This is a genomic window from Pontibacter korlensis (genome assembly GCF_000973725.1).
Classification (GTDB): Bacteria; Bacteroidota; Bacteroidia; order Cytophagales; family Hymenobacteraceae; genus Pontibacter; species Pontibacter korlensis.
The window spans coordinates 2,106,129-2,131,123 of record NZ_CP009621.1; the positions used below are offsets into that span (position 1 = coordinate 2,106,129).

Genomic DNA, 24,995 nt, shown 5'->3' on the forward strand with positions numbered 1-24,995 from the left:
TTTATTTGAGAATAAAAAACCGGGAGAAGACCTTCCCCCGGTTAGTAACTTTTACTGTACAATGAGCTTTTGCACTTGTCTGCCGTTCGCACCCTGCAGGTGCACGTAGTACAAGCCTTTTGGAATGTTTAACTCTGAAATAGAGAGCTGTACTTGCTGAGCGCCTTCGCCAATCTCCTGTGTGTAAACTGTGCGGCCGTTTCTATCCATAATTTGTAGCAAGGCATCGCTGTCGTTATGCATGGCCACCTGTAGGTAGTTGGTAGTAGCTGGGTTAGGGTATACCTCGAAACTTGCATTTCTAACTGCAGCACGTTTAACCGCAACCACTTTGCTAAACTCATACTGACCGTCAAAGTCTATTTGTTTCAGGCGGTAGTAATGCAAGCCTGTATCAGCTGTTTCGTCGGTGTAGCTGTAATTTAATGTGGTAACTGAATTTCCAGCTCCTTTCACCTCAGCTATTTTGTTAAAAGATTTGCCGTCCTGGCTGCGCTCAATCTCAAAACGGTCATTGTTTTCTTCTGATGCTGTAGTCCATTCCAGTGCAACACCGCTTTGAGTGGCTTTGCCTTCAAAAGAGACCAGTTCTACAGGAAGCGGAGTAATCGGTTCATCCTCACAGCTAATCGTGTTTAGGCCTGCACTCTCAAAGGTGTTGGCGGTAGTTACAGACATTAGGAAGTATGGCGCAAGCTCATAAAGATCATTTGGAACAACGATGGCGAACACATCAGCCGCGCCGTTGGCATAGCCGTTTGTGTTTTGCGCATCGAAAGTGATCAGGTTAGCTTCCTGGTCCACATCTACCCTATATATGAAATTCTCTGTTTGATAAATGCCGCCATTGTTCATGCCTGCTACACCAATTTCGTCAGGCGTGTCCTCCGTTTCGATTGTAACACCCGATACATCAGAGTCAGCCTTATTTTCGATGTATAGTTGTACAGTAGTGGTGCCGTCGCCATTATCTGTGGCGCCTATAAAGGCAAAATTGGCTGCATCACGCTCCACTACACAAGCATCTGGGCGTGTGGTAGGGCTACAGGCATTTAAGTCGAATACAACTTGGCGGCTTTGGGTAACAATGTCTCTGTTGCCATTGGTGCCGCTTCGTAAAGTGGCACGAACACGCATTGTGGATAGTGCCTCAAAATCGGCCTGTGTCAGGTTGAACATAAAAGTATCTACCTCTCCACCAGATAGCGAGTAATTCTGTTTGGCATTAAATTGTATGGCATTGTATGGTGTCTCTACTTTATTGGGGCCTTGCTCACTGGCAAACCCGTTTCGAATGCGGTAGTCGCGGGCATTTTGCTGGTAAACGCTAGCTGGTCCGGCTGCCTCAGATCCTTCCGGTACCTCAAAAGCTAAATAGGCTAGTTCGTCGCACTTTACTTGTAAGCTGAAGGCTACCTGCATCAGGCCTTCCTCTACTTGTGTAGCACCATGGTATTCAAAGCGATAGCATTCGTGGTCTTGAACACATCCACCGGTAGGTGTTGGACGCTGAGCTTGTGCAAAACTGACGGAAGTAAGGAAAAATAAGGTGAAAAAAAGTATATATCGTTTCATATTGATCGAGATTAAGTCATTAGGTAAAGTCCTATTTTATGATATGCTATATTTAACGACCATATATAAATGTAGTTGCATGATTTTAATGGATGTGTAAGGTGGTTAGTGTCTGTTGATGAAGGAATAAAGTGATATTTTATTTGTTTTTAGATGATACTGCCTATTTGTGAATGCTTGATTATTCTTGATATTTTGTGCTGTTATTTGTATTATATATAAATTAGTATGTTTATATGTAGAGCTATTGTAAAGGGGGAGGAGTGGGTATAGTATAATTTTGTGTTTGATTAGTATGGGTGGTTTGGCAAAAAGGGAGGAGAAAATGAGTGCACTTATGGTAGAATGTATTGCAAAGCAGGAACGATTTTTGATAAAGATGCTGCTGTTGAAATAAAGTGGGCGTACTTGCCTCATTTACAAATATTTTGGAAATTTAATTTTCAGATTAGGCTTTTTAGACTATCTTTGATTTGCAAAGTCGAAAGTGTAGTGCAGATACTATAACATCAAGACATTTGAGTATGAGAATTTTTACGAAAATGATATTAGTAGCCACGCTGATAAGCTCACATGTAGTGAGCTTTGCCAGTAACAGTGGTATTGTGGGAGGGAATTCAGTTTATAAAGGCGGTAACACGCTCTGGAAATTAATGCCAGATAAAGAAGCGCAAGTTACTTTGTCTGCCAATAATGCCAGACCTGACTTTGTGGCCAAAGAAGACCATACCTGCTCTAAGATTTATGCTTCGGCAGTGAGCCAGGTATTCCATGTAGTTGAGAAAAAGCAGAGCAAGAGCATGTATGCTAATATTACGCTGGCAGCTTTTGCCCCTGGCAATGATGTGAAGACGTCGCTGCCATCAATTAACGCTTACCCTAACCCATCGCGAGGGTATACTAGGCTGGCGCTTAACCTGCCGGGTAATGACAACTATAAAATTCGTATCTCCAACACAATAGGTAAGGTGTTGGCTGTTCAGGAAATTGCTCCAGCTGAAAAGGCCAGAGTAGACCTGGATCTGACAAGCTTGCCGTCAGGGGTGTATTTCTATAGCCTGCTGGTAAACGGCAAAACTGTAGAGACGAAGCGACTTGTACTTCAGAAGTAATAGGCTCCAGAACGGAGTTAAGAGATAAAAGCCGACCCATGGGTCGGCTTTTTCATTATAAACTTACAATAATAGCCAGCCACTTTACATTAATTTATTATTTTCGGGGCTGAATCAACAATTGCTATGACGGATTATCGGAAGGTAAATAATCTTGTAGGCTGGGTCGTTTTTCTGATCGCTACAGCCGTTTATGTACTAACGCTGGAGCCAACAGCCAGCTATTGGGATGCGGGAGAGTTTATCGCCTGCTCATACAAACTGTTAGTACCACACCCTCCAGGGGCTCCGTTTTATCTTTTGGTGGGCAGGTTGTTCTCCATGTTTGCCTCTGATGTTACGCAAGTGGCTTGGTGGGTGAACCTACTTTCTGCCCTCTGCAGCTCCGGCACAGTTCTCTTCCTGTTCTGGACCATCACCATACTTGCACGTAAGCTGCTGGTTAAAGAGGGAGCTGAGCAAACGCAAGGCAATTTGCTGCTAATTATGGGTAGCGGCGCCGTCGGTGCCTTAGCTTATACTTTTTCTGATTCTGCCTGGTTCTCTGCGGTAGAGGCTGAAGTATACGCCATGTCCTCTTTCTTTACGGCCATTGTGTTCTGGGCTATTCTGCGTTGGGAGGCTAAAGTAGGGGAGGCTCACTCAGACAAGTGGCTTATCCTGATCGCATACCTGGTTGGTTTATCCATCGGTGCTCACTTGCTGAACCTGGTTACTATTCCGGCACTGGCTTTTATTTACTTCTTTAAGCTTTATAAGCCGTCGTTCTGGGGTGGGGTAATTGCCTTCGCCATTAGCGCCGTTATTGTAGTGGCCATACTTTGGGGTATCATCCCTGGTCTGCCGTCAGTAGCTGGTAGTTTCGAGGTTTTCTTTGTGAACTCATTGGGACTGCCCTTCAGCTCAGGTATCATTGTGTTCCTGGTGTTGTTTATCGGCGCCATCGTCTTCGGTATTCGCTACTCTATCAAGCATCACAACAGGGTACTCAACACAGCGCTGCTTAGCCTTGTATTCGTACTGATTGGCTACTCTTCTTATTTGATGATTCCGATTCGCTCTTCTTACGAACCAACCATTGATGAGAACGATCCGGATGATATCCTGACCTTCGTTTCGTACCTGAAGCGTGAGCAGTATGGCGATCGTCCGTTGCTGTTCGGGCCACAGTACAATGCACAGCCGATAAGCCAGGAAGAGGGTGCACCACGCTATGTGAAAGGCAAAGACAAGTATATTAATACTGGCAACAAGATTGAGCCAGTTTACGATTCGAAGGATAAGGTACTGCTTCCACGTATCTACAGCGATCAGCCTGCTCACGTAGATGCCTACAAAAAATGGGTGGACCTGCGCGAGGGACAGACGCCAACGTTTGGGCAGAACATGAGCTTCCTTCTGAATTATCAGTTGGGTTTTATGTACTGGCGCTACTTCCTTTGGAACTTCGTGGGCCGCGAGAGCGATGTGCAGAATGCCGGGGTGCTCTGGTTTGGTAAAGATGACCCTAATGCGCCGGCACGTGTGCTGGAGAGCGAGGCCCGCAACTGCTTCTATTTGCTGCCGTTGTTAATTGGTATGCTTGGCCTGATCTATCAGGTGCGCAAGGATGAGCGCAACGCCTTTGTTATTGGCTTGCTGTTCTTCTTTACAGGTATAGCCATTGCGCTGTACCTGAACCAGCCGCCAGTGGAGCCTCGTGAGCGAGATTATACTTTCGCCGGGTCTTTCTACGCTTTCAGTATCTGGATAGGATTAGGAGTGATGGGGCTGGCTGACCTTTTAGGCAAAGCTCTGAGGAATACTACCTCTCGTGCCGCAGTGGCTACTGTGATAGGTTTGCTTGTTCCGGGTATAATGGCTGCTGAAGGATGGGACGACCACGACCGCTCTGATCGTTACCATTCAGTAGACTCAGCTAAAAACCTGTTAGACTCTTGCGCGCCGAATGCTATACTTTTCACAAACGGTGACAACGATACTTTCCCGCTGTGGTATGCGCAGGAGGTAGAGGGGTATCGTACCGATGTGCGTGTAGCTGTACTCAGCTACCTCAATACCGACTGGTATATCGACCAGATGATGGATCAGTCTTACGAATCAGATCCATGGCCACTGACGCTGGGTATGGAGAACTACCGTCAGGGTACTAATGATTTCTTGCCTTACATGGAGCGCCCGCAAGTAGCAGCAGGTATAGATCTGAAACAGTACATTGAGCTTGTAAAGCAAAATCACCCAGCCTTGCAGGCACAGTACGGTGCAGGCACCACTTTGATGACCATGCCAACGCGCAACTACTTCCTTAAGATTGATAAGGAAAAAGTGAACCAGATGGACATTGTGGCTGCAGACTATGAAGATCAGATTGTGGATCGTATGCAATGGACTATCACGAAGTCTTTGCTGGAGAAGAAGCACCTGGTAATGCTGGACTTGCTGGCTACTAACAACTGGGAGCGCCCTGTATACTTCTCTACTACGGTAAATAGTGCTGACTACATAGGTTTGTCTGACTACTTCCAGCTAGAAGGCCTGGCATACCGCATCGTGCCGGTTAAAGCTGGTGAGAACGAAGGAGGCATTGTGAACAAAGAGGTGATGTATGAGAACATGATGAAGAAGTTCTCCTTCCGTAACTTCGACAGGGAAGATATCTACTACGACGACAACTACTATCGCTTCTCGGCTAATGCCCGCGATAAGTTTGCCACACTGGCTGCGGCATACTTAGAGGCAGGTGATGAGGCGCGAGCCAAAGAGATAATAGACCACTGCTTTACAGTGTTGCCGTTAGAAACAGTACCTTTCGACTATTACACGCCGCAGTTCATTCCGCTTTACGCTGCCTTAGGCGAGACAGAGAGGGCAACCCAATTGCTGGACCTGATGGCGCAGGATGCTCAAAAGGCATTGGACTACTATTTTGCAAAAGGTTCTTTGTTTGACCAGGAGATACAGGTAAATATGGTGATCCTGCAGCAGTTAGTCGGTTCTGCCCAGGAACTAGGTTTGAGCGACAGAGCAGCACAGTTAGAGCAACAGTTCAGACAATACCTGCAGCGCATGCGTCGCTAAACAAAATAAGGTTATTACCAGTACAAAAACCCGGGTTGCACAGAAGCTGCCCGGGTTTGTTTTTTTAGGAGATCATACTTATACTTGCTTTACCATGAGGTACTTAAGCTTGCTTTTATTATGCATTATATGTGGCTGTGGCGGCGGCAGTAGCTACCGAAGCACCGGCCCTAGCATGAATAGCCTGGAGCCTGCCCCAGTAAAGCGGGAGGTGCCTGAAGTAACCATGCAGCATGCCTACTATGCAAGCAACGACAGTCTTCATCTGCTCTTTAAATTTGAGGATGTACGCCAGGTGCTAGATATCCTGCGGGCTGCCACCTCTTACGAATATGCTGTAAGAACAGGATCAACAGAAAGAGATGCTGCTATCCTCCAAGACTCCTTAAAACTGCCAGATAGAAAAATTACTGATATAGAAGGCCAGTTGCATGTGAAGATGGCTTTGCCAGCTCATGTGGTGCAGGAGCCAAATGTGTTGCACCTGCAGGTATGGCAAGTACTGTCAGGGCAGGAACGAATGGGAGTGCAGTTTAAGGTGCCTCTAAACAAGGGGATGCTGCAGAAAAACTACCTGTTGGTCCAGACAAGCACAGGTAAGCCTCTCTTTCAGAACTATATCACCACGTCGGATAAGCTGCTTGTGCGTAACTATGGTGCAGGCGACAGTACACTGCAGGTAAATCGGTTTGAACTTGACTTTATGCCTGCCGCACCACCTATGAGCATGCGTAAACCAGCGGTGCCCCGCACTTTGTCTGTGGCTGATACTTACACGCTTACTGCTTCGGATACCCTGCAGTTTGAGCAGCAAGGTCTGTACATGTTCAATCCTGATTCTGAGTTCGCGCGGGGAGTGTTAGTGCTGCCAGGTAAGTATCCCTATGTCACAAAGGCCGAGGAACTCGTGCCGCCACTTATCTACCTTACCACATCTGAGGAGCGTGAAGCGCTATTGAGTGCCAAAGATCCAAAAGCCGCTGTAGATGCTTTTTGGCTGGAAGTAGGCGGAAGCGAGAGTAGGGGCAGAGATCTTATTCGTGCCTATTACAGCCGTGTGGAAATGGCCAACAAACTGTTTACAGCGCATAAATCGGGTTGGGCTACAGATCGGGGTATGATTTATATTATCTATGGCCGCCCCAGCAGTATTAGCCAGGTGGGTCCTAACATTACCTGGATTTACCGGGAGTCAGACACTGCGCCATATATCAAGTTCGTTTTTACCAAAAAAGAGAATAACTTTACCGAAAATTATTATGAGCTGATACGGCGCCGTGAGTACGAGGAAAGCTGGTACAGCTCTGTTGCAAAATGGAGAGCAGGAAAGACAAATTTGTAGGCAACCGCTACGGTGGCCCCAGAACACCAAAAGAAGATAAAAGTGAGATGATTTTCGGTTCGCGCCCTATACTAGAGGCGCTAACGGCCGGAAAAGAGCTGGAGAAAGTATTCCTGCTGCGCGGCACGCGCAACCCCACTACCGATGAGATTGTTAAGTTGGCCAAAGACCGTGAGGTGCCTGTGGTAACAGTGCCCGTAGAAAAGCTGAATAAGCTTACGCGCAAGAACCACCAGGGGGCAGTAGCTTTGATCTCACCGATTTCCTATCAGCCTCTTTCAGAGATAGTGACTTCGCTTTTTGAGCAAGGCAGAAATCCGCTGTTGCTTATACTTGACCGTGTAACAGACGTGCGTAACTTTGGCTCTATAGCTCGTAACGCTGAGTGTATGGGTGTAGATGCCATTGTGATACCAAGCAGGGGAGGGGCGCAGATAAATGCGGATGCCATGAAAACCTCTGCCGGAGCACTGAATTTAGTGCCTGTATGCCGGGAGCCGAACCTGAAGGAAACAATCGACTACCTGAAGGACTATGGTTTTCAAATAGTTGCCTGCACCGAAAAAACAGAGCATCAGATTACTGATTACTCTGTGGACATGGTAGGCCCAACGGCTATATTAATGGGCAGCGAAGAAGATGGTATTTCTCCTGAGTACCTGAAGCGTGCTGATGTAAAGCTGCGTATTCCGCTGATGGGACAGATTGGTTCACTAAACGTATCGGTGGCTACTGGTATCATACTTTATGAAGCTATGCGCCAGCGCCTGAAAGATGGTGGCTACGCTAGTCTCAACAAGTTAGAGCCGATGTAACAGTTTGTTGCCTAACTAAGTTGGGCAGGAAGTATAAAATAAAAAGGCCAAAGGAGTAGAGTTGTCTCTCTTCCTTTGGCCTTTACTATTGGCTTGTTTTATGGCTTAAATGTAATCTGCGCCTTTCTTTGATTTGGCATCAGCCATAAATTCTTTTACTTTCTGTTCTTCTGTTTTCTTGCAGATCATCAGTACATTATCGTACTCGGCAACAATATAGTCTTCCAACCCTTGTAAGACCACCAGGCGCTCTTTAGGAGTTTTTATGATACAGTCCTTGGTGTCGTAAAGTATAACATCACCATCTATCACGTTGCCATTGTCATCTTTGTCGTTGATGGTGTAGAGGGAATTCCAGGTGCCAAGGTCGGACCAGCCTATATCAGCTAACAGTACATACACGTTGTCTACTTTCTCCATGATGCCATAGTCAATTGACACGTTGCGGCAGTGAGAATAGGCTCGGGTGATAAAGTTTTGTTCCTGTGGTGTATTAAGGGTGGTAACACCTTCTTCGAACACCTCGGTAACTTCTGGCAGATGCTGGTGGAAAGCCTTTAAAATGCTTTTCACATTCCAGATAAAGATGCCCGAGTTCCAGACAAAGTCGCCACTATCCAGGAACATCTTTGCCAGCTCCAGGTTCGGTTTCTCTGTAAAGGTTTTTACCTTTTTGGTTTTGAAAGCCTCATCATCAATGTATTGGATGTAGCCGTAGCCAGTGTCAGGGCGGCTCGGTGTAATACCCAGCGTAATCAGCACATCATCTTTAGCAGCTGCGGCCAACGCATCGTTTATCACTCCTTTAAAAACATCCTGTTTCAGCACTACGTGGTCAGCTGGCGTTACTACCAGGTTAGCGTTAGGGTTCAGCTGCGCGATTTTATAAGAAGCGTAGGCTATACACGGTGCTGTGTTTCTACCGATCGGCTCCAATAATATTTGGTTGTCAGATAGTTCTGGTAGCTGCTCCTTCACTAGTTTCCCATAATCCTTATTGGTTACAACAAAAAGGTTTTCTGGGGGGCAGATGTCGGCGAAGCGCTCTACAGTTGTCTGTAGCATGCTTTTACCAACGCCTAACACATCATGAAACTGTTTAGGATAGCTGGTGCGGCTGAACGGCCAGAAGCGGCTTCCTATGCCGCCGGCCATAATCACCACGTAGGTGTTGTTGTCCATGTTATACAAGTCCTTCTTTTAGTAAATCGTGGAGGTGGATGAAGCCCTCGAATTTACCTGATTTTGTGACAATGAGTTGCGTTATACTTTTCGCCTGCATAATGGCCATAGCCTCAGCAGCATAGCTGTCTGGCTCTATGGTAAGCGGAGATGGTGTCATGATATCAACGGCAGTAATGCCTTCTATGGTATCATATTTGTTAAGCATGCGGCGTAAATCACCGTCGGTAATAATGCCCACCAGTTCCTCCGAGCCTCCTTTTACTACAGCAGTGGCTCCCAATCGCTTAGACGAAATTTCAATAATAATCTCTTTGAGTGTTGCGTTCTCCTTTACGCTAGGCGACTCATTTTGGGTATAAATATCTTCAACCTTCAGGTAAAGACGTTTACCCAAAGACCCTCCAGGGTGAAGTGTAGCAAAGTCGGAACTGCTAAAGCCACGGGCCTCTAACAGGCTCACTGCAAGTGCATCGCCTAAAGCGAGTGCGGCTGTAGTACTGGTAGTAGGTGCCAGGTTATGAGGGCAGGCCTCACGTTCTACATAGGCATTAAGTATAAAGTCGGCGCTATGGGCCAGGTAGGAGTCGGTACTCGATACAAGAGCCGCCAGCTTGGAACCTTTACGTTTCAGTAGCGGTACAAGTACCTTAATCTCAGGGGTATTTCCGCTTTTAGAGATGCAGATTACAAAGTCCTCCGGCTGAATCATGCCGAGGTCGCCGTGGATAGCGTCTGCAGCATGCATGAACAAAGCGGGGGTACCGGTAGAATTAAGGGTAGCTACAATTTTTTGGGCGATGTTGGCGCTTTTGCCTATGCCTGTAACTACCACGCGGCCTCTGATCTGCAAAATGGCCTTAACGCAGGCCTCGAATTTTTCGTCGATAAAATCTGCCAGTCTGGCGATTGCTTCGGCCTCGGCGTCTAATACTTTTTTTGCAGTAAGAGCTATATTATTAGGGAGATTCAAGTTAAATTTGTGTTAGTGTACTCTTTTGGAGTGCGTTGCAACAAGATTAAATTTTTTGCAGGATTACATGTCTATTCAACAAGAGGTAAATCTCAAGAACAAATTAAAAGAAGTTTTTGGGTATAATCAATTCAGAGGAAATCAGGAGCTGATAATAAACAATATTATCAACGGCCGGAACACCTTTGTGATTATGCCCACAGGCGCGGGCAAGTCGTTGTGTTACCAACTTCCTGCTCTTTCTTTACCGGGTACAGCCATCGTTATTTCACCGCTGATAGCCCTAATGAAAAATCAGGTGGACCAGCTGAATGCTTTTGGAGTGAACGCTCACTTCTTAAATTCCACCCTTTCTAAAGCCGAAACTAACAAAGTAAAGAAGGAGACGCTGGCTGGAGAGGTGAAGCTGTTATATGTGGCGCCAGAGTCTTTGACGAAGGAGGAGACGGTAGAGTTCTTACGAGCCTCTAATATCTCCTTTGTAGCAATAGACGAGGCTCACTGTATCTCCGAGTGGGGCCACGATTTCCGTCCGGAGTACCGCCGTATCCGTGGTATCATCGATCAGATCGGAAACCTGCCAATCATAGCGCTTACAGCTACGGCTACACCAAAGGTACAGCTCGATATTCAGCGTAACCTGCAGATGGACGAGGCTTCGGTATTTAAGTCGTCGTTTAACCGCACCAACTTATACTACGAGGTGCGCCCTAAACACAAGACGAAGAAGCAGCTGATCCAGTATGTGAAGAAGCACAAAGGTAAGAGCGGTATTGTGTACTGCCTGAGCCGTAAAAAAGTGGAAGAAATTGCGGAGCTGCTGCGTGTTAACGATGTCAAAGCCCTGCCGTACCATGCCGGTCTGGAAGCCAATGTGCGCATGGCCAACCAGGATGCTTTCCTTAACGAGGAGTGCGACGTAATTGTGGCTACTATCGCCTTTGGTATGGGCATCGACAAACCGGATGTGCGCTTTGTAATCCACTACGATACACCTAAATCCATTGAAGGTTATTATCAGGAGACTGGCCGTGCCGGTCGTGATGGACTGGAGGGAAATTGCCTGATGTTCTACAGCTACGATGATATCGTTAAGCTGGAGAAATTTAATAAAGATAAGCCCGTAACAGAGCGTGACAACTCCAAGTTGCTGCTGCAGGAGATGGCTGCTTATGCCGACTCTGCTGTTTGCCGCCGCAAGCAGTTGCTGCACTATTTTGGAGAGACCTTCGAGAAAGACTGTGGCTTCTGCGATAACTGTCTTCACCCGAAGGAGCGTTATGAGGCGCAGAAAGAGGTGCAGCTGGCACTAAAAGCTGTGCAGCAAACTGGGCAGCGCTTTGGCATAGACCACATTACACATGTACTGACAGGCCTTCGTAATCAATATGTAACCAGCTACGACCATGATAAGCTGGACGTATTTGGAGCGGGCAAGGAGCAGGATGCGCAATTCTGGAGCTCTGTGCTGCGCCAGGTCCTGCTGTCGGAGTATCTGGAGAAGGATATTGATAGCTTTGGAGTGATTAAGCTGACGCAGAAAGGTGAGGAGTTTATCAATAATCCTGTGCCTATACAGCTTACAAAAGACCATAACTACGATCAGGAAGTGAAAGAGGACGAGGAGAAAGAAGAAGCACAGGCATCGGCTGGTCACGATGAGGTGCTGTTCGATATGCTGAAAAACCTGCGTAAGAAGCTGGCTAAGGAGAAGAGCCTGCCTCCTTACGTGCTGTTCCAGGACCCTTCGCTGAAAGAGATGGCTACTGTATACCCTACCACGCGCGATGAATTGGCGCATATTGCTGGTGTGGGTATGGGTAAGGTGCAGAAGTTCGGTAAGCCGTTCCTGGACATGATTGCCAAATATGTAGAGGAAAATGACATTGTAACAGCCTCCGATGTGGTGGTGAAGTCTACAGTTAACAAGTCGAAGATCAAAATCTACATTATTCAGCAGATAGACAAGAAGGTTGATCTGGAGGAGATAGCGGCTTCGAAGGACCTGACCATGCAGGAGCTGATAGAAGAAATCGAGCACATTTGCTACTCAGGCACTAAACTGAATCTGAACTATTACATCAATAATATACTGGATGATGAGCGCCAGGAGGAGGTGTACGACTACTTCATGAGTTCGAGCACCGACAACATTGCTGTAGCTCTTAAGGAGCTGGGCACTGACGACTACACCGAAGAGGACCTGCGTTTGATGCGTATCAAGTTCCTGTCGGAGTATGCTAACTAAATCTGGGCAAGTATAAAGTATAAGAGCGGCTGGGTGTAAAACCGGCCGCTTTTGTTTTTACCACTCAAGTATAAATCATGAAGTATAAGGGGCAAAATTGCTGTGCGTGCAAGTTTTAATCTTTAACTTCGCATCCATACCCGTTACTGTTTATTTACTTGTTAACCGTTAACCCAAGAATATGAATGTACTAGTGATAGGGGCTGGCGCCCGTGAGCATGCCATCGCCTGGAAGCTTAGCCAGAGTGAATTCTGCGATCAGGTTTTTGTTGCGCCAGGTAATGCCGGTACTACAAAGTTTGGCACTACTGCCGCCGTTGATATACACGATTTCGAGGAATTAGGGAAGTTTGCTGCCGATTTCAACATCATGATGGTGGTGGTAGGTCCCGAGAATTCATTGGTAGAAGGCATTCATGACTACTTTGCGAGCTCAGAGTTCCTGAAGCACATCTTGGTAATTGGTCCTAAAAAGGCCGGTGCCATGTTGGAGGGAAGCAAGGACTTCTGTAAGGCTTTCCTGCAGAAGTATAACATCCCTACAGCTCGTTACCAGTCCTTCACGGAGGCTACTTTCAAGGATGCAGTAGAATACCTGAAGCAGCAAAGTTTTCCTACAGTTATCAAAGCTGATGGTCTTGCTGCAGGTAAGGGTGTAATTATAGCTCAGGATTATGAGGAGGGCTTTGATGCTTTGGAAGCTATGCTGCGTAACAAGCGCTTTGGTAACGCCAGTAGCAAAGTAGTAATTGAGGAGTATCTACAAGGTATTGAGGTTTCAGTGTTCATCCTGACCGATGGCAAGGACTATGTGCTGCTGCCGGAGGCAAAAGACTACAAGCGCATAGGAGAAGGCGATACGGGCCTGAATACAGGTGGTATGGGTGCCATCTCACCTGTGCCTTTTGCTGATGAAACTTTCATGCAGAAGGTGAAGGAGCGTGTTATTGAGCCAACGTTGAAGGGCATGCAGGCGGAAAATCTGGATTACTCTGGCTTCCTGTTTATCGGCTTGATGAATGTGAACGGCGATCCTTATGTGATTGAGTATAATGTGCGACTTGGTGACCCGGAGACAGAGGTAATTCTGCCACGCATCAAGTCAGACCTGTTTATGATGTTTAAGGCTTTGCACGACCACACATTAGGGGAGTATAAGCTGGAGTTAGACCCTCGTACAGCCACAACAGTTATATTGGCTTCTGGCGGTTATCCGGAAGGATATGAGAAGGGCAAGGAAATTGCTGGCTTAGAGAACGTGTCGGAAGATGTGCTGGTTTTCCATGCTGGTACAAGCAAGGTAAACGGAAAGCTATTGAACAATGGTGGCCGTGTGTTTGCCGTTACGGCCTTGGGTGATACTATGGAGGAGGCTTTGGAGAAAGCTAATGCTGCTGCAGAAGCTATTACCTGGCAAGACCGCTATTACCGCCGCGACATAGGCTTCGACCTGCGCAAACTAAATGTGTAAGGTACACAGGCATTAAGTATAAAAAGAGAGGGCCGGCAGATACATCTGCCGGCCCTCTCTTTTTATACTTGGTTAAGCTTAGCAATAAGCTTCTAGCGCACCTTGAAGGTTATCAACCACACGGTGCAACTCGTTACCCTCGATGTGGTAGCGCTCAATCATGTGTACTAGTTCGCCATCTTTGAACAGAGCAATAGCTGGTGAAGATGGAGGATAAGGTAGCATAAACTCACGAGCCTTAGCTACTGCTTCCTGCTCCATACCTGCAAATACTGTTACAAGCTTGCTTGGCTTCTTATCAGAGGCAGCAACGGCCATCTTAACTGCCGGGCGAGCCTTAGAGGCAGCACAGCCACACACAGAGTTTACTGCTACTAGCACAGTTCCTTCTGTTTTGATAGCTTTTTCTACTTCCTCAGGTGTCATCAGTTGCTCAAAACCAGCGGAGGTAAGATCCTCACGGATAGGGGCAACCATATATTCAGGGTACATTGCCATATTTCTTTGGGTTAAATGTTTAATATTCTGCGAAGTTAACAAAAGTGCATCATAATGTATACAAACGCAATAGGACTAAAGTTTAAACTATAACATATCAAACAACGGATAACAAGATAAAAAATACATTAAGTAGAATTGTTTTAGGGAATTACCTGCAAAGTATAACCACTGCGCTTCAGTTAAAGTATAAAACTACGTGCGACTATGAATGAACATGTATAGAAGCGGTTTGTTTGGTTTTGCACTATGTTAATGCTCCTGGGGTGCGAGAGGTAATGCCTGCCTTAAAAAGGTTTTAGAACTCTGGCTCTTCAAAGCACAGCCGTAAGGCCATAAATGCGCAAGTTCTTTAGAGTTACGACTATGATGTTTTCGGCTCACCCTTCTATCAGCAGTGCATGCGTACGCTACTTTTATCTGCCAGCAACCAAAGAGCGTCCTGCAGAGGTTATTGAGGTAATCAATAGCAACTCCAATACCGTAAATGTGCCTATGCGGGAAGAGGACCTGGAGCTGCAGACTTTTTTTGTAAGGCCGCTTTGCACTAGAGAGGCTGAGCAGTATAAAGGCACCGAGACATGGAAGCTCTTTACTTCCTGGGAGGAACTGCAACAAGACCATTACAAGCTGGACCTTCCAAACGAAATTCTAAACCAGCTTTTGCGCTTCCGCCAGAGCTTTGCGCTGCAGGAAGAGATAGCTGCATAGAAACTCCACCGCTTTAGATTCCCATTCCCTCCGCTATTACTTCAGATCATTACACACTCTATATAAATACCCGCGTGCCGGAATAATTCTTTCTAAAATCTGTGGGAGTACAGCCGTTCTTCTTCCTGAAGATGCGGTTGAAGTATGATAGGTTGTTAAAGCCGCAGTTGAATGATACCTCCGCCACGGTTTGTGTAGTGTCGATAAGCAGTCGGGACGCATGCCCTAACCTAATTTCATTTAAGCTTTCAATAAATGTCCTGCCCGTCCTTTTCTTGATAAAACGGCTGAAGGACACTTCCGGCATGTTCACAACCTTCGCAACATCAGCCAGGGAGATATCTTTATCATAATAAGCCTCCATAAATTCGAAAGCTTTCTCGATACGGCGGCTGTTGTAGCTAAAATGCTTATCAGAAAAGCAGGCGTTACACAATGTGCGCATACCGCGCGACAGGGACAGGTCGTGCAGAATCGACATTAACTCCAGCACAGAGTCGAATCCGTTTTTAGTGGTTAGCCGCTCCATACGAGCCTGAAATGCAGCAGTAGTTTCCTGTGAGAAAAGAACTCCTTTCGCTGCTCGCTCTAGCAGGGCACGCACATGGCTTAACTGGTTCCGGCGTAGGAACTTCTCATCGAACAGGTCGCGGTGAAACTGTATCGTTATTTCATGTATTTCCGTGCTCTCACACTCATGGGTAAACCAGCCGTGCGGAAGATTACTTCCTACCAGCACCAGCTCGATGTCTCCAATGGTTTCTATGTTATCACCAACAATGCGTTTTGCTCCCTTTGCATTGTATACAAAGTTTAGCTCATACTCCTCGTGGTAGTGCAATGGGAAATTAAACTCCTGCTTTACTCTTTTAAAGAAGGTAAAGCAATCACTGGTATTAAGAGGAGTGATTTCCCTATAAATGCTGCGAAGTTGGTCTGTCATCTCTCGTGTTAAATAAGTACCATGTCTAGAGTTGAATAAATATAGAATTTATCTGCACAACTACGGTGAGTGTGAGCCGATATTTTTGATTTGAGTAGACATATCTGCATTATTTTTCATCAATCCTCTACGGGTAATCCCTGTTATGGGAATTTTATTAGATAGAGGTAGATAAAGCAACTATATTTTAAAAAGGTGAGTGGGTACTTAGATTCTTTACAAAGTCAAATAATTGATAAAAAAGTATTATATATAAGATAGGGATAGTAGGTATATTTGGTTGTAGTTTAGTGATAGTTTAGTAGATAGCTAGTGCTAGTGCGGGCTTCTGGCCCGCACCAAGCAGTGCACAGAGTAAGAAAAGCTTCTTCCAAAGCAATTGTATGTGTTAAGAGTAGTCCTATTTTGTGTAGCAATGGTGTTAGTGTTCTGCAACCAACGTAGACCTATACATTCTTGCCAACTGTAGAGGACAGTGGACTGTCTTGTGTGCTGGTATGATACAATGGCCGCTCTGGACACTACATTGCTCCCTATCTTAGACAGCATTGTGCTGAGAACTTTGTAGCATTTTACTTAAAGCCAAATATACTGTTTGGTAAAAATGTGGCAGCCGAACATAAATATGCACCAGCAGGATAAAAGTGTCTCTAATAAACACTGTCATTCATGAATCTTCATTAGCTAAGAGATGAAATTATCAGCCGTCGATATCAGCATCATTGTAGCTTACCTTGTAGCAGTTGCCTCTATCGGGTTGGTACTAAAAAACCGCGCGAAAAAGGATAAGGAGGCATACTTGTTAGGAGGCAACACACTGCCCTGGTACGCGCTTGGCTTATCCAATGCCTCTGGCATGTTTGATATTTCCGGTACCATGTGGATGGTGATGCTGGCTTTTGTGTACGGTCTGAAAAGTATCTGGATTCCGTGGCTGTGGCCTTCTTTCAATCAGGTGTTCCTGATGGTGTTCCTGGGTATATGGCTCCGTCGGTCAAATGTAACCACTGGAGCAGAATGGATGCTCACCCGCTTCGGCAGGGGCAAAGACACACACAAATCACATACTATAGTCGTCTTTTTCGCTCTGCTTAGCTGCCTTGGCTTCCTAGCCTATGGTTTTATCGGCTTGGGCAAGTTTGTGGAAATCTTTGTGCCATGGTCGGTGGTGCAGCCTTATGTTCCGTTTGAGGTGGCTCCAGAGTATGTAGCTCATTTCTACGGATTAATTTTTACACTTTTTGCCATGTTCTATGCCGTATTAGGCGGCATGGCCAGTATTGTGTGGGCAGATGTGCTGCAGTATTTCATCATGACGGTTGGTGCCGTGGTGATAGGGTACATCGCAATAGAAAATGTATCTGGAGGTACTTTTAAGGTGCCAGAGGGATGGACTACGCCGTTCTTCGGAGCCACCCTGGACATGGACTGGACAGGTATAATTGACGAGGTAAACGTAAAGATACAGGAAGATGGCTTTTCGCTGTTTGGCTTGTTCTTCTCGCTGATGCTGTTCAAGGGTGTCTTGGCTAGTTTGGCTGGTCCCACGCCTAACTACGATATGCAGAAGGTGCTATCTACCCGCACGCCCCAGGATGCCGCAAAAATGAGCGGTTTTGTTTCTTTGGTGCTGATTCCTACCCGCTATCTGATGATCATTGGTTTTACAGTGCTGGCACTGCTAAACTATGAGCAGTTGAACCTGGATGCCGGAAGCGTGATAGACTATGAGCGTATCTTGCCAGCTGCCATCGTTAATTTTGCTCCTACAGGTATACTTGGGCTTATTCTAGCCGGTTTGTTATCTGCTTTTATCGGCACGTTTGCTGGCACGCTTAATGCCGCGCAGGCATACATCGTCAACGATATTTACCTGAAGTATGTAAATCCCCGTGCATCCAACGCACGCGTAACCAATATCAATTACCTGACAGGTGTAACTGTGGTGATGCTAAGCATTGTGCTGGGCTTTTTTGCCAAGGATGTAAACAGCCTTCTGCAGTGGATCGTGTCTGGCCTTTATGGTGGCTACATTGCGGCCAACGTGCTGAAGTGGTACTGGTGGCGCTTTAACAGCAATGGCTTCTTCTGGGGTATGCTTTCTGGCATTGTGCCTGCACTTGCCTTTCCGTTCTTCTTCGACGGCCTCGACCTTTATTATTTTCCGCTTCTGCTGCTCTTATCATCAGCAGGAAGTATTGCTGGTACACTCTTGTCTCCGCCAACAGACATGGAAACCCTAAAGAGCTTTTACCGGACTGTTCGCCCATGGGGCTTTTGGGGTCCGGTAGATAAGCTAGTGAAGGAGGAGGAGCCAACTTTTGTAGAAAACACGCACTTCTGGCGCGATGCTTTTAATGTGGTGATAGGGGTAGTGGCGCAAATGTGCCTTACGCTACTGCCAATCTACCTGGTTATCCAGATGCATACAGAGCTGCTGATAACACTAGTGCTTTTTGCTATATGTGCCCTGGTGCTGAAAAAGACCTGGTGGGATACACTGCCACAGGAGGGGCGTAAGCAGCCGCCAAGAAATCCTAATGAAGAGAAGCCTCCGAAAGAGGATGTATTTGTAGTAGCTGGCAAAGGATATTAAAGTCGACGTAATACTTAACCATTTATCAAATGGAAAATACCTATAAAGAAAGGCTGAAGCAGTTGGAGTGTGCTTACCACGCTCTGATTACCCGGGAAAACCCCAAACTGGATTTAGGCAATGGTGTGTTCGACAGATACACTTATCCTGTACTTACGGCACAGCATGCCCCTCTATTCTGGCGCTATGACCTAAATCCGGAAACTAACCCGTACCTGATAGAAAGGTTCGGTATCAATGCGGCCTTCAATTCGGGAGCCATAAAGCTGAACGGTAAGTTCCTGCTGGTTGTGCGGGTGGAGAGTGCTGACCGTAAATCTTTCTTTGCTGTGGCTGAAAGCCCTAATGGGATCGATAACTTTAAATTCTGGGACCGGCCTATCACCATGCCAGAAACATCTGTACCGGATGTGAATGTGTATGACATGCGCCTGGTGCAGCACGAAGATGGATGGATCTATGGCTTGTTCTGTACTGAACGGAAAGATCCTAACGCGCAGCCAGGTGATGAGTCTTCAGCTATTGCGCAGTGTGGTATAGCCCGCACGCATGACCTGAAGAAGTGGGAGCGGTTAGCAGACTTGAAAACTCCTTCTCCTCAGCAGCGCAACGTAGTACTACATCCTGAGTTTATCAATGGAAAATATGCCTTCTATACTCGTCCGCAGGATGGATTTATAGAGGCAGGTTCCGGTGGCGGTATTGGTTGGGGGCTGGCAGATTCTATCGAAAATGCGGTGGTTGAAGAAGAAATAGTACTTGATGCCAAGCAATATCACACTGTAAATGAGGTGAAGAATGGCCAAGGGCCGGCTCCACTTAAAACAGAAAAAGGCTGGTTGCACCTGGCGCACGGAGTACGTAATACAGCTGCCGGACTTCGCTATGTGTTGTATACTTTTTTAACAGACCTGGAAGATCCAACTAAGGTAATACATAAACCTGCAGGTTACTTTATCGCACCTGAGGGAGAAGAAAGGGTTGGCGATGTATCAAACGTGGTCTTCAGTAACGGCTGGATACTAGATGAGGATGGTACTGTATTCATTTACTACGGTTCATCTGATACCCGCATGCATGTGGTTACCTCTACCTTAGATAAATTATTGGACTACGTTCTTTATACGCCTGCAGATGGCCTTCGCACGGGCGCAACGGTAGAACGCTTGAATGCTTTGATTGATTGTAACCAGGTCTACCTTAAAAAGAAGCCAGAACAAAGAGCCTCAGTAGTATCATAGTATCACATGACACAGATAGCAGTATTCGCGGATAAAGATAGGTTGAACATTTATCAAGCGACAGCAGCTTCCGAGCTTCAGAGAATTCTGGAGTTTTGGGAGCTGTTTGCTGTAGATGAAGTGCAGGGCGGCTTTATAGGGCAGATGAACAATGAAGGAGAGGTGCAGAAAGGAGCTCCGAAAGGCGCAGTCCTTAATGCCCGTATTCTCTGGACTTTCTCTGCTGCTTACAGGCACACGCGTAGTGAAAAGCACCTGCAACTTGCCGAACGCGCCTACAGCTATCTGATGAACTACTTTTGGGACAAGCAGTATGGTGGCATGCATTGGTCTTTAAGTGCTGAAGGAGAGCCTTTAAGCACCCGTAAACAGGTTTATGCCCTTGCCTTCGCTATATATGGACTAAGCGAGTTTTATCGAGCAACTCATAATGAGGAAGCTTTAGGAGCTAGCCAGGAGCTTTTTCACTGGATTGAACGGTACAGCTTTGACGAGGAGTTTGGTGGGTATTTTGAAGCCTTTAGCCGTGAAGGGGAGCTATTAGAGGATCTCCGGCTGAGCCCTAAAGATCGGAACGATCCTAAAACCATGAATACTCACCTGCATGTGCTTGAGGCGTATGCCAACCTTTACCGAGTCTGGCCAGATGCGCAGTTAGCACAGCAGTTGGAAGGGTTAATCAGAGTCTTTTTTGAGATAATAGTGGATGCCGAAACAGGTCATATGCACCTCTTCTTTACCAGGGAATGGAAGCCTACAGCCGATCTGGTGTCGTATGGGCATGACATTGAGGCTTCGTGGCTCTTACAGGAGGCTGCCGAAGTGCTAGGTAACAAAGAGCTAATTGAGGGTGCAAGAAAATTAGCTGTAAGGATGGTTTGTGCTACCTTGGAAGGTTTGCAGGTTGATGGTAGTTTGTACCATGAGCTGGACCGGAGCCAGCAGCACTGCGACAAGCACCGTGAGTGGTGGGTAAGTGCCGAGGCCATGGTTGGCTTTCTGAATGCATACCAGTTAACTGCAGAACCTGCTTTTCTGGAGCACTCCCTGGAAGTCTGGAATTTTGCAGAAAAGCATCTGCTGGATAAGGAAAAAGGAGAGTGGTTTTGGGGTGTATGGGATGATTATAGCCGCATGGATGAGGATAAGATTGGCTTCTGGAAATGCCCTTACCACAATGCACGTGCTTGCTTGGAGGTGATGGAGCGGTGCTGGCACCTCTTGAAATCCTGAAGTTAAAGTATAGATTTACAACAAATGGGCAGGTGAAATCAATCCAGCGCTCTTCTCCTGAAACAAACGAACATGAAAAACTTTTCTATACTTCTAATCGCATTCTTTTGCAGCTATGGCTTCTCTGCAATTGGCCAAACAGCACCAGCTCAGTTAGCAGATCAAAAGGCTACCAAGAAAACAGCCATACTTTATGATAACCTGATGAGCCTGTCACGCCAGGGCACTCTGTTTGGGCAACATGAAACAATGGCCTATGGCGTAGGATGGTGGGGTGAGCCCGGCAGATCAGATGTGAAGGAAATCAGCGGCTCTTATCCTGCTGTACATGGGTGGGATATTGGTAAAATTGGCACAGACAAAAGTATAAATGGTGTTCCTTTTGATGATGTACACCGCTACATACGTGAGGTTTACAAAAGAGGAGGCATCAATACAGTAGCCTGGCACATGGACAACCTGGCCAGAGGAGGTAACTCCTGGGACACGACGCATGTGGTTAAGGATATGCTGCCTGGCGGAAAAGCGCATGAGGCTTATCTGGCTAAGCTAGACTTAGCAGCCGATTTCTTCAAAAAGTGCCGGGCCAATTTGTTCACACCTATCCCTATTATTTTCCGCCCATACCACGAGCACAACGGTGACTGGTTCTGGTGGGGGAAAGGTTACTGCACAGAGGAAGAGTTTGTGCAGCTCTGGCAGTTTACAGTTAACTACCTCAAAAACGAGAAAAACGTCCACAACCTTATCTATGCTTTTTCACCAGACCGAAGCAGGATGAATCTGGAAGAAGGCAAACCTGCTTACCTGTACGCTTACCCTGGTGATGATTATGTGGACATTCTTGGCCTCGACGATTACTGGGACATGGGCTTTGAGGGTAACAAGAAGCCTCTGGCTGAGCAAAGGGTAGACCTGGTAAAAAGCCTGAAGTTAACTGATGAACTAGCCAAAGAGAAAAACAAGGTAGCTGCCCTCACCGAGACAGGCTTGGACAAACTTACTACCCCAGATTGGTACACAGGTCACTTGCTTAGCTCTTTAAAAGAAGAACTGGAGCCGCTGCAGATTTCCTATATTATGGTGTGGCGTAATGCTAATACAGGGCACCACTACAGCCCATACAAAGGACATCCGGCGGAGGAAGACTTTAGAAAATTTACCGCAGACGAGCAGATTCTAATGGAGGATGATGTGCAAAATATTTACAAGCGAAGAAAGCCGCTGGTAAGCAACGAGAAGAAAGGGCGAAAAACAAACTTACAATCGGTAACTCAATCTTCTAGAGATACAACGGCCTCTCATTAAGTATACTTGCAGTATTAGTTTTTTGCCGAACATACCCATTTGCTATTGATGCTGGGTAAAGGCTTTTATGACATCTATAACTGTTTTAGTTTTGATGTCGCTTGTACTACCTTATCATTATACCTATCATCAGAATGTATACCCCTGATCCGAATCGATATAAAACTATGGAATACCGCCGCTGTGGGAAAAGTGGCATTATGTTACCTGCTCTCTCTCTTGGGCTGTGGCATAACTTCGGCCATGTAGATGTGCTGGAAAACTCCCGCTCTATACTGCGCCTGGCCTTTGACCGAGGTATAACTCATTTTGACCTGGCTAATAACTATGGGCCACCTCCGGGCTCGGCAGAGGAGAACTTTGGCAGAATACTGAAACAGGATTTTCAGGGCTACCGCGATGAATTGATTATTTCTACCAAGGCTGGTTATGCTATGTGGGAGGGGCCCTATGGTGACTGGGGCTCCAAAAAGTACCTGGTCTCTAGCCTGGATCAAAGCCTGAAGCGGATGGGGTTAGAGTACGTTGATATTTTCTATCATCATCGCCCTGACCTAAATACACCCTTGGAGGAAACCATGGGTGCCTTAGACCTAATAGTGCGACAAGGCAAAGCCTTATATGTTGGCATCTCCAATTATAAGCCTCAGGAAGCAGCAGAAGCCATCAAGTTTTTAAGGAGCCTTGGAACGCCTTGTTTGATTCACCAACCAAAGTACTCCATGTTTGAGAGATGGGTAGAAGGTGGCTTACTAGATCTGTTGGAGCAGGAGGGGGTTGGATGTATTCCTTTCTCACCGTTGGCGCAAGGGCTGCTGACGGACAAGTATACACAAGGTATTCCGGTTAATTCGCGTGCTGCGAAAGCACACGGGCACTTGAAAGAGTCGGAAGTTACGGAGGACAGGATGGCGAAAATACGTCAGCTTCAGCAACTGGCGCAAGAAAGGGGGCAAAGCCTGGCGCAAATGGCACTTGCGTGGCTTCTAAAAGATGAGCGTGTTACTTCTGTCTTAATAGGAGCTAGTAGGCCAGAGCAGCTGGAAAATTCATTAGGTTGCCTGGAAAACTTACACTTTGGTAGTGAGGAACTGCAGCAGATAGAAAGTATACTTCAAGCATAAAACCAGAAAGGGGCTGTCCAAAAAGGGCGGCCCCTTTTTCATTTTCTCCTCTTTTGCTATTTTAGGGAGTATGAAAAGGCGCAACGTTGTTTTCAAGGAGCAGCCGGGCCACCAGGTGGTCCTGTTCCCCCAAAGCATCGGAGACCGCATCCCGGAAGACCACCCGGTGCGGCTCGTGGACCGGGTGGTCGATGAGCTCAACATCGACCGCATCATAGCCACCTACAAGGGCGGGGGCACGAGCAGCTACCACCCACGGATGCTCTTGAAAGTGCTCTTCTACGCTTACCTGAACAACATCTACTCCTGCCGCCGCATCGCCCGGGCATTGGAGGAGAACATCCACTTCATGTGGCTCTCGGGCGGCAGCACCCCCGACTTCCGCACCATCAACGACTTCCGCTCCCGCCGCCTCAAGAACCAGATCCAGGACTTGTTTGCCGAGCTGGTGCGCCTCTTAAACCGCCTGGGCTACGTGAGCCTGGAGACCCAGTACGTGGACGGCACCAAGCTGGAGGCAGCAGCCAATCGCTATACTTTCGTGTGGCGGGGCTCAGTGGAGAAGAACAAGCAAAAGCTGGAGACAAAGATCAAGGCCGTGCTCTCGGACATCAAGCAGGCCATCAAAGAAGACAGGAAAGCGCCTCAGGAGCAGCCGCCCGAGAAGGTGGACGCCCAGCGCCTGAAAGAGGAGATCCGCCAGCTCAACGAGCGCGTGGCTGAGCTGGACAAGCAGGCCCGCAAGCAGGTGGCCAAACTGGAGAAAGAGCACCTGCCGCGACTACAAAAATACGAGGAGCAGCTAGAGAAGCTCGGTGAGAGGAACAGCTATAGCAAAACAGACGAGGATGCCACTTTCATGCGGATGAAAGAAGACCACATGAAGAACGGGCAATTGAAGCCCGCCTACAACGTGCAGATCAGCTCCGAGGGCCAGCTGATCACCAATTTCTCTTTGCACCAGCGCCCGGGCGACACGGCCACGCTGATCCCGCACCTGGAGCAGTTCCAGGCCCATTACCAGCGGCAGTCAAAAGAAGTGGTGGCCGACGCCGGCTACGGCTCGGAGCAGAACTACGCCTGGCTCGAAGAGCACCAGGTAGAGGCCTACGTCAAGTACAGCTACTTCCATCAAGAGCAGAAGCGCAAGTTCAAGAACGACATCTTCCACGCCCAGCACCTGTACTACAATGAGCAGCAGGACTTCTTTGTCTGCCCCATGGGCCAGCGCCTGGAGCGGGTGGGCCAGTACACCCGTACTTCTGAGTTAGGTCATGTCTCCTCTGTCACCCGCTATGCTGCCCGCCGGTGTGAGGGCTGCCCGCTGCGGGGGCAGTGCTTCAAGGGCAGGGGCAACCGCATGATCGAGGTCAACCACCGCCTGCGCCAGTTAAAGGCCCGGGCACGGGAGCGGCTCTTGAGTGAGGAGGGAATCCGCCACCGCAAGCGAAGGGCCATTGAGCCCGAGGCTGTGTTCGGGCAGGTGAAGAGCAACAACCGCTTTGAACTTGCTACCTTTGACTGGAGGCTTATTGAAAGGCAGCT

The 24,995-nt window shown here is 47.2% G+C and carries 17 protein-coding genes and 1 pseudogene; 13 read left to right on the top strand and 5 right to left on the bottom strand.

Going from position 1 to position 24,995, the window contains the following annotated elements; translation table 11 throughout:
* Positions 1–51: 51 nt before the first annotated feature.
* Positions 52–1,575: a T9SS type A sorting domain-containing protein gene (locus PKOR_RS23425; protein WP_052738783.1), complete on the bottom strand. Its 1,524-nt coding sequence runs from the start codon at positions 1,573–1,575 to the stop codon at positions 52–54.
* 524 nt (positions 1,576–2,099) lie between these two features.
* Here PKOR_RS23425 and PKOR_RS09195 point away from each other — a divergent pair.
* The 4 genes from PKOR_RS09195 to rlmB all read left to right on the top strand — a co-directional run bounded on the left by PKOR_RS09195 (position 2,100) and on the right by rlmB (position 7,922).
* Positions 2,100–2,687 (top strand): T9SS type A sorting domain-containing protein, encoded by a 588-nt coding sequence (locus tag PKOR_RS09195; protein WP_046310293.1) that lies wholly within the window; start codon positions 2,100–2,102, stop codon positions 2,685–2,687.
* 126 nt (positions 2,688–2,813) lie between these two features.
* Entirely contained in the window at positions 2,814–5,765 is a 2,952-nt protein-coding gene (locus PKOR_RS09200) for a glycosyltransferase family 117 protein (RefSeq protein WP_046310294.1), read from the top strand.
* A 175-nt stretch (positions 5,766–5,940) separates the two neighbouring features.
* Positions 5,941–7,107, top strand: a complete 1,167-nt coding sequence (locus PKOR_RS09205) for a GWxTD domain-containing protein (RefSeq protein WP_235337411.1) — start codon at positions 5,941–5,943, stop codon at positions 7,105–7,107.
* Positions 7,080–7,922: a 23S rRNA (guanosine(2251)-2'-O)-methyltransferase RlmB gene (rlmB, locus tag PKOR_RS09210; RefSeq protein WP_046310295.1), complete on the top strand. Its 843-nt coding sequence runs from the start codon at positions 7,080–7,082 to the stop codon at positions 7,920–7,922. The genes PKOR_RS09205 and rlmB overlap by 28 nt, the downstream gene beginning before the upstream one ends.
* 105 nt (positions 7,923–8,027) lie before the next feature.
* Here the strand turns inward: rlmB and PKOR_RS09215 are convergent, their stop codons facing one another.
* Both PKOR_RS09215 and PKOR_RS09220 read right to left on the bottom strand, forming a co-directional pair.
* Positions 8,028–9,104, bottom strand: a complete 1,077-nt coding sequence (locus tag PKOR_RS09215; protein ID WP_046310296.1) for a mannose-1-phosphate guanylyltransferase — start codon at positions 9,102–9,104, stop codon at positions 8,028–8,030.
* A 1-nt stretch (position 9,105) separates the two neighbouring features.
* Entirely contained in the window at positions 9,106–10,077 is a 972-nt protein-coding gene (locus PKOR_RS09220) for a KpsF/GutQ family sugar-phosphate isomerase (RefSeq protein WP_046310297.1), read from the bottom strand.
* Positions 10,078–10,144: 67 nt separating this feature from the next.
* On the opposite strand from PKOR_RS09220, the gene recQ reads away from it, so the two are divergent.
* Positions 10,145–12,325 (top strand): DNA helicase RecQ, encoded by a 2,181-nt coding sequence (gene recQ, locus PKOR_RS09225; RefSeq protein ID WP_046310298.1) that lies wholly within the window; start codon positions 10,145–10,147, stop codon positions 12,323–12,325.
* A gap of 181 nt (positions 12,326–12,506) precedes the next feature.
* Positions 12,507–13,796 (top strand): phosphoribosylamine--glycine ligase, encoded by a 1,290-nt coding sequence (gene purD / locus PKOR_RS09230; RefSeq protein WP_046310299.1) that lies wholly within the window; start codon positions 12,507–12,509, stop codon positions 13,794–13,796.
* Positions 13,797–13,874: 78 nt separating this feature from the next.
* Here purD and PKOR_RS09235 read toward each other — a convergent pair whose 3' ends face one another.
* A complete protein-coding gene (locus tag PKOR_RS09235) occupies positions 13,875–14,288 on the bottom strand; it encodes a BrxA/BrxB family bacilliredoxin (RefSeq protein WP_046314294.1) in 414 nt (137 codons plus the stop codon).
* A gap of 345 nt (positions 14,289–14,633) precedes the next feature.
* Here PKOR_RS09235 and PKOR_RS09240 point away from each other — a divergent pair, with 345 nt between their 5' ends.
* Entirely contained in the window at positions 14,634–15,005 is a 372-nt protein-coding gene (locus tag PKOR_RS09240; protein ID WP_052738785.1) for a hypothetical protein, read from the top strand.
* Positions 15,006–15,063: 58 nt separating this feature from the next.
* On the opposite strand, the gene PKOR_RS09245 is transcribed toward PKOR_RS09240, so the two are convergent.
* Positions 15,064–15,948, bottom strand: a complete 885-nt coding sequence (locus PKOR_RS09245) for a helix-turn-helix domain-containing protein (protein WP_046310301.1) — start codon at positions 15,946–15,948, stop codon at positions 15,064–15,066.
* Between the two features lie 691 nt (positions 15,949–16,639).
* Here PKOR_RS09245 and PKOR_RS09250 point away from each other — a divergent pair.
* From PKOR_RS09250 to PKOR_RS09275, 6 genes and pseudogenes are all read left to right on the top strand, one after another.
* Entirely contained in the window at positions 16,640–18,544 is a 1,905-nt protein-coding gene (locus PKOR_RS09250) for a sodium:solute symporter family protein (protein ID WP_046310303.1), read from the top strand.
* A 29-nt stretch (positions 18,545–18,573) separates the two neighbouring features.
* Positions 18,574–19,785 carry a glycoside hydrolase family 130 protein gene (locus PKOR_RS09255; protein WP_046310304.1) on the top strand — a complete coding sequence of 404 codons (1,212 nt, stop codon included), beginning with the start codon at positions 18,574–18,576 and terminating at the stop codon, positions 19,783–19,785.
* 6 nt (positions 19,786–19,791) lie between these two features.
* Positions 19,792–21,018 (top strand): AGE family epimerase/isomerase, encoded by a 1,227-nt coding sequence (locus tag PKOR_RS09260; protein ID WP_046310305.1) that lies wholly within the window; start codon positions 19,792–19,794, stop codon positions 21,016–21,018.
* A 72-nt stretch (positions 21,019–21,090) separates the two neighbouring features.
* On the top strand, positions 21,091–22,326 hold the full coding sequence (locus tag PKOR_RS09265) for a glycoside hydrolase family 26 protein (RefSeq protein WP_084694750.1): 1,236 nt from the start codon (positions 21,091–21,093) through the stop codon (positions 22,324–22,326).
* Positions 22,327–22,493: 167 nt separating this feature from the next.
* Positions 22,494–23,450 (top strand): L-glyceraldehyde 3-phosphate reductase, encoded by a 957-nt coding sequence (gene mgrA, locus PKOR_RS09270; RefSeq protein WP_415837235.1) that lies wholly within the window; start codon positions 22,494–22,496, stop codon positions 23,448–23,450.
* Positions 23,451–23,520: 70 nt separating this feature from the next.
* A pseudogene (locus PKOR_RS09275) lies at positions 23,521–24,960 on the top strand (IS1182 family transposase); the annotation flags it as partial.
* Between the last annotated feature and the right edge of the window lie 35 nt (positions 24,961–24,995).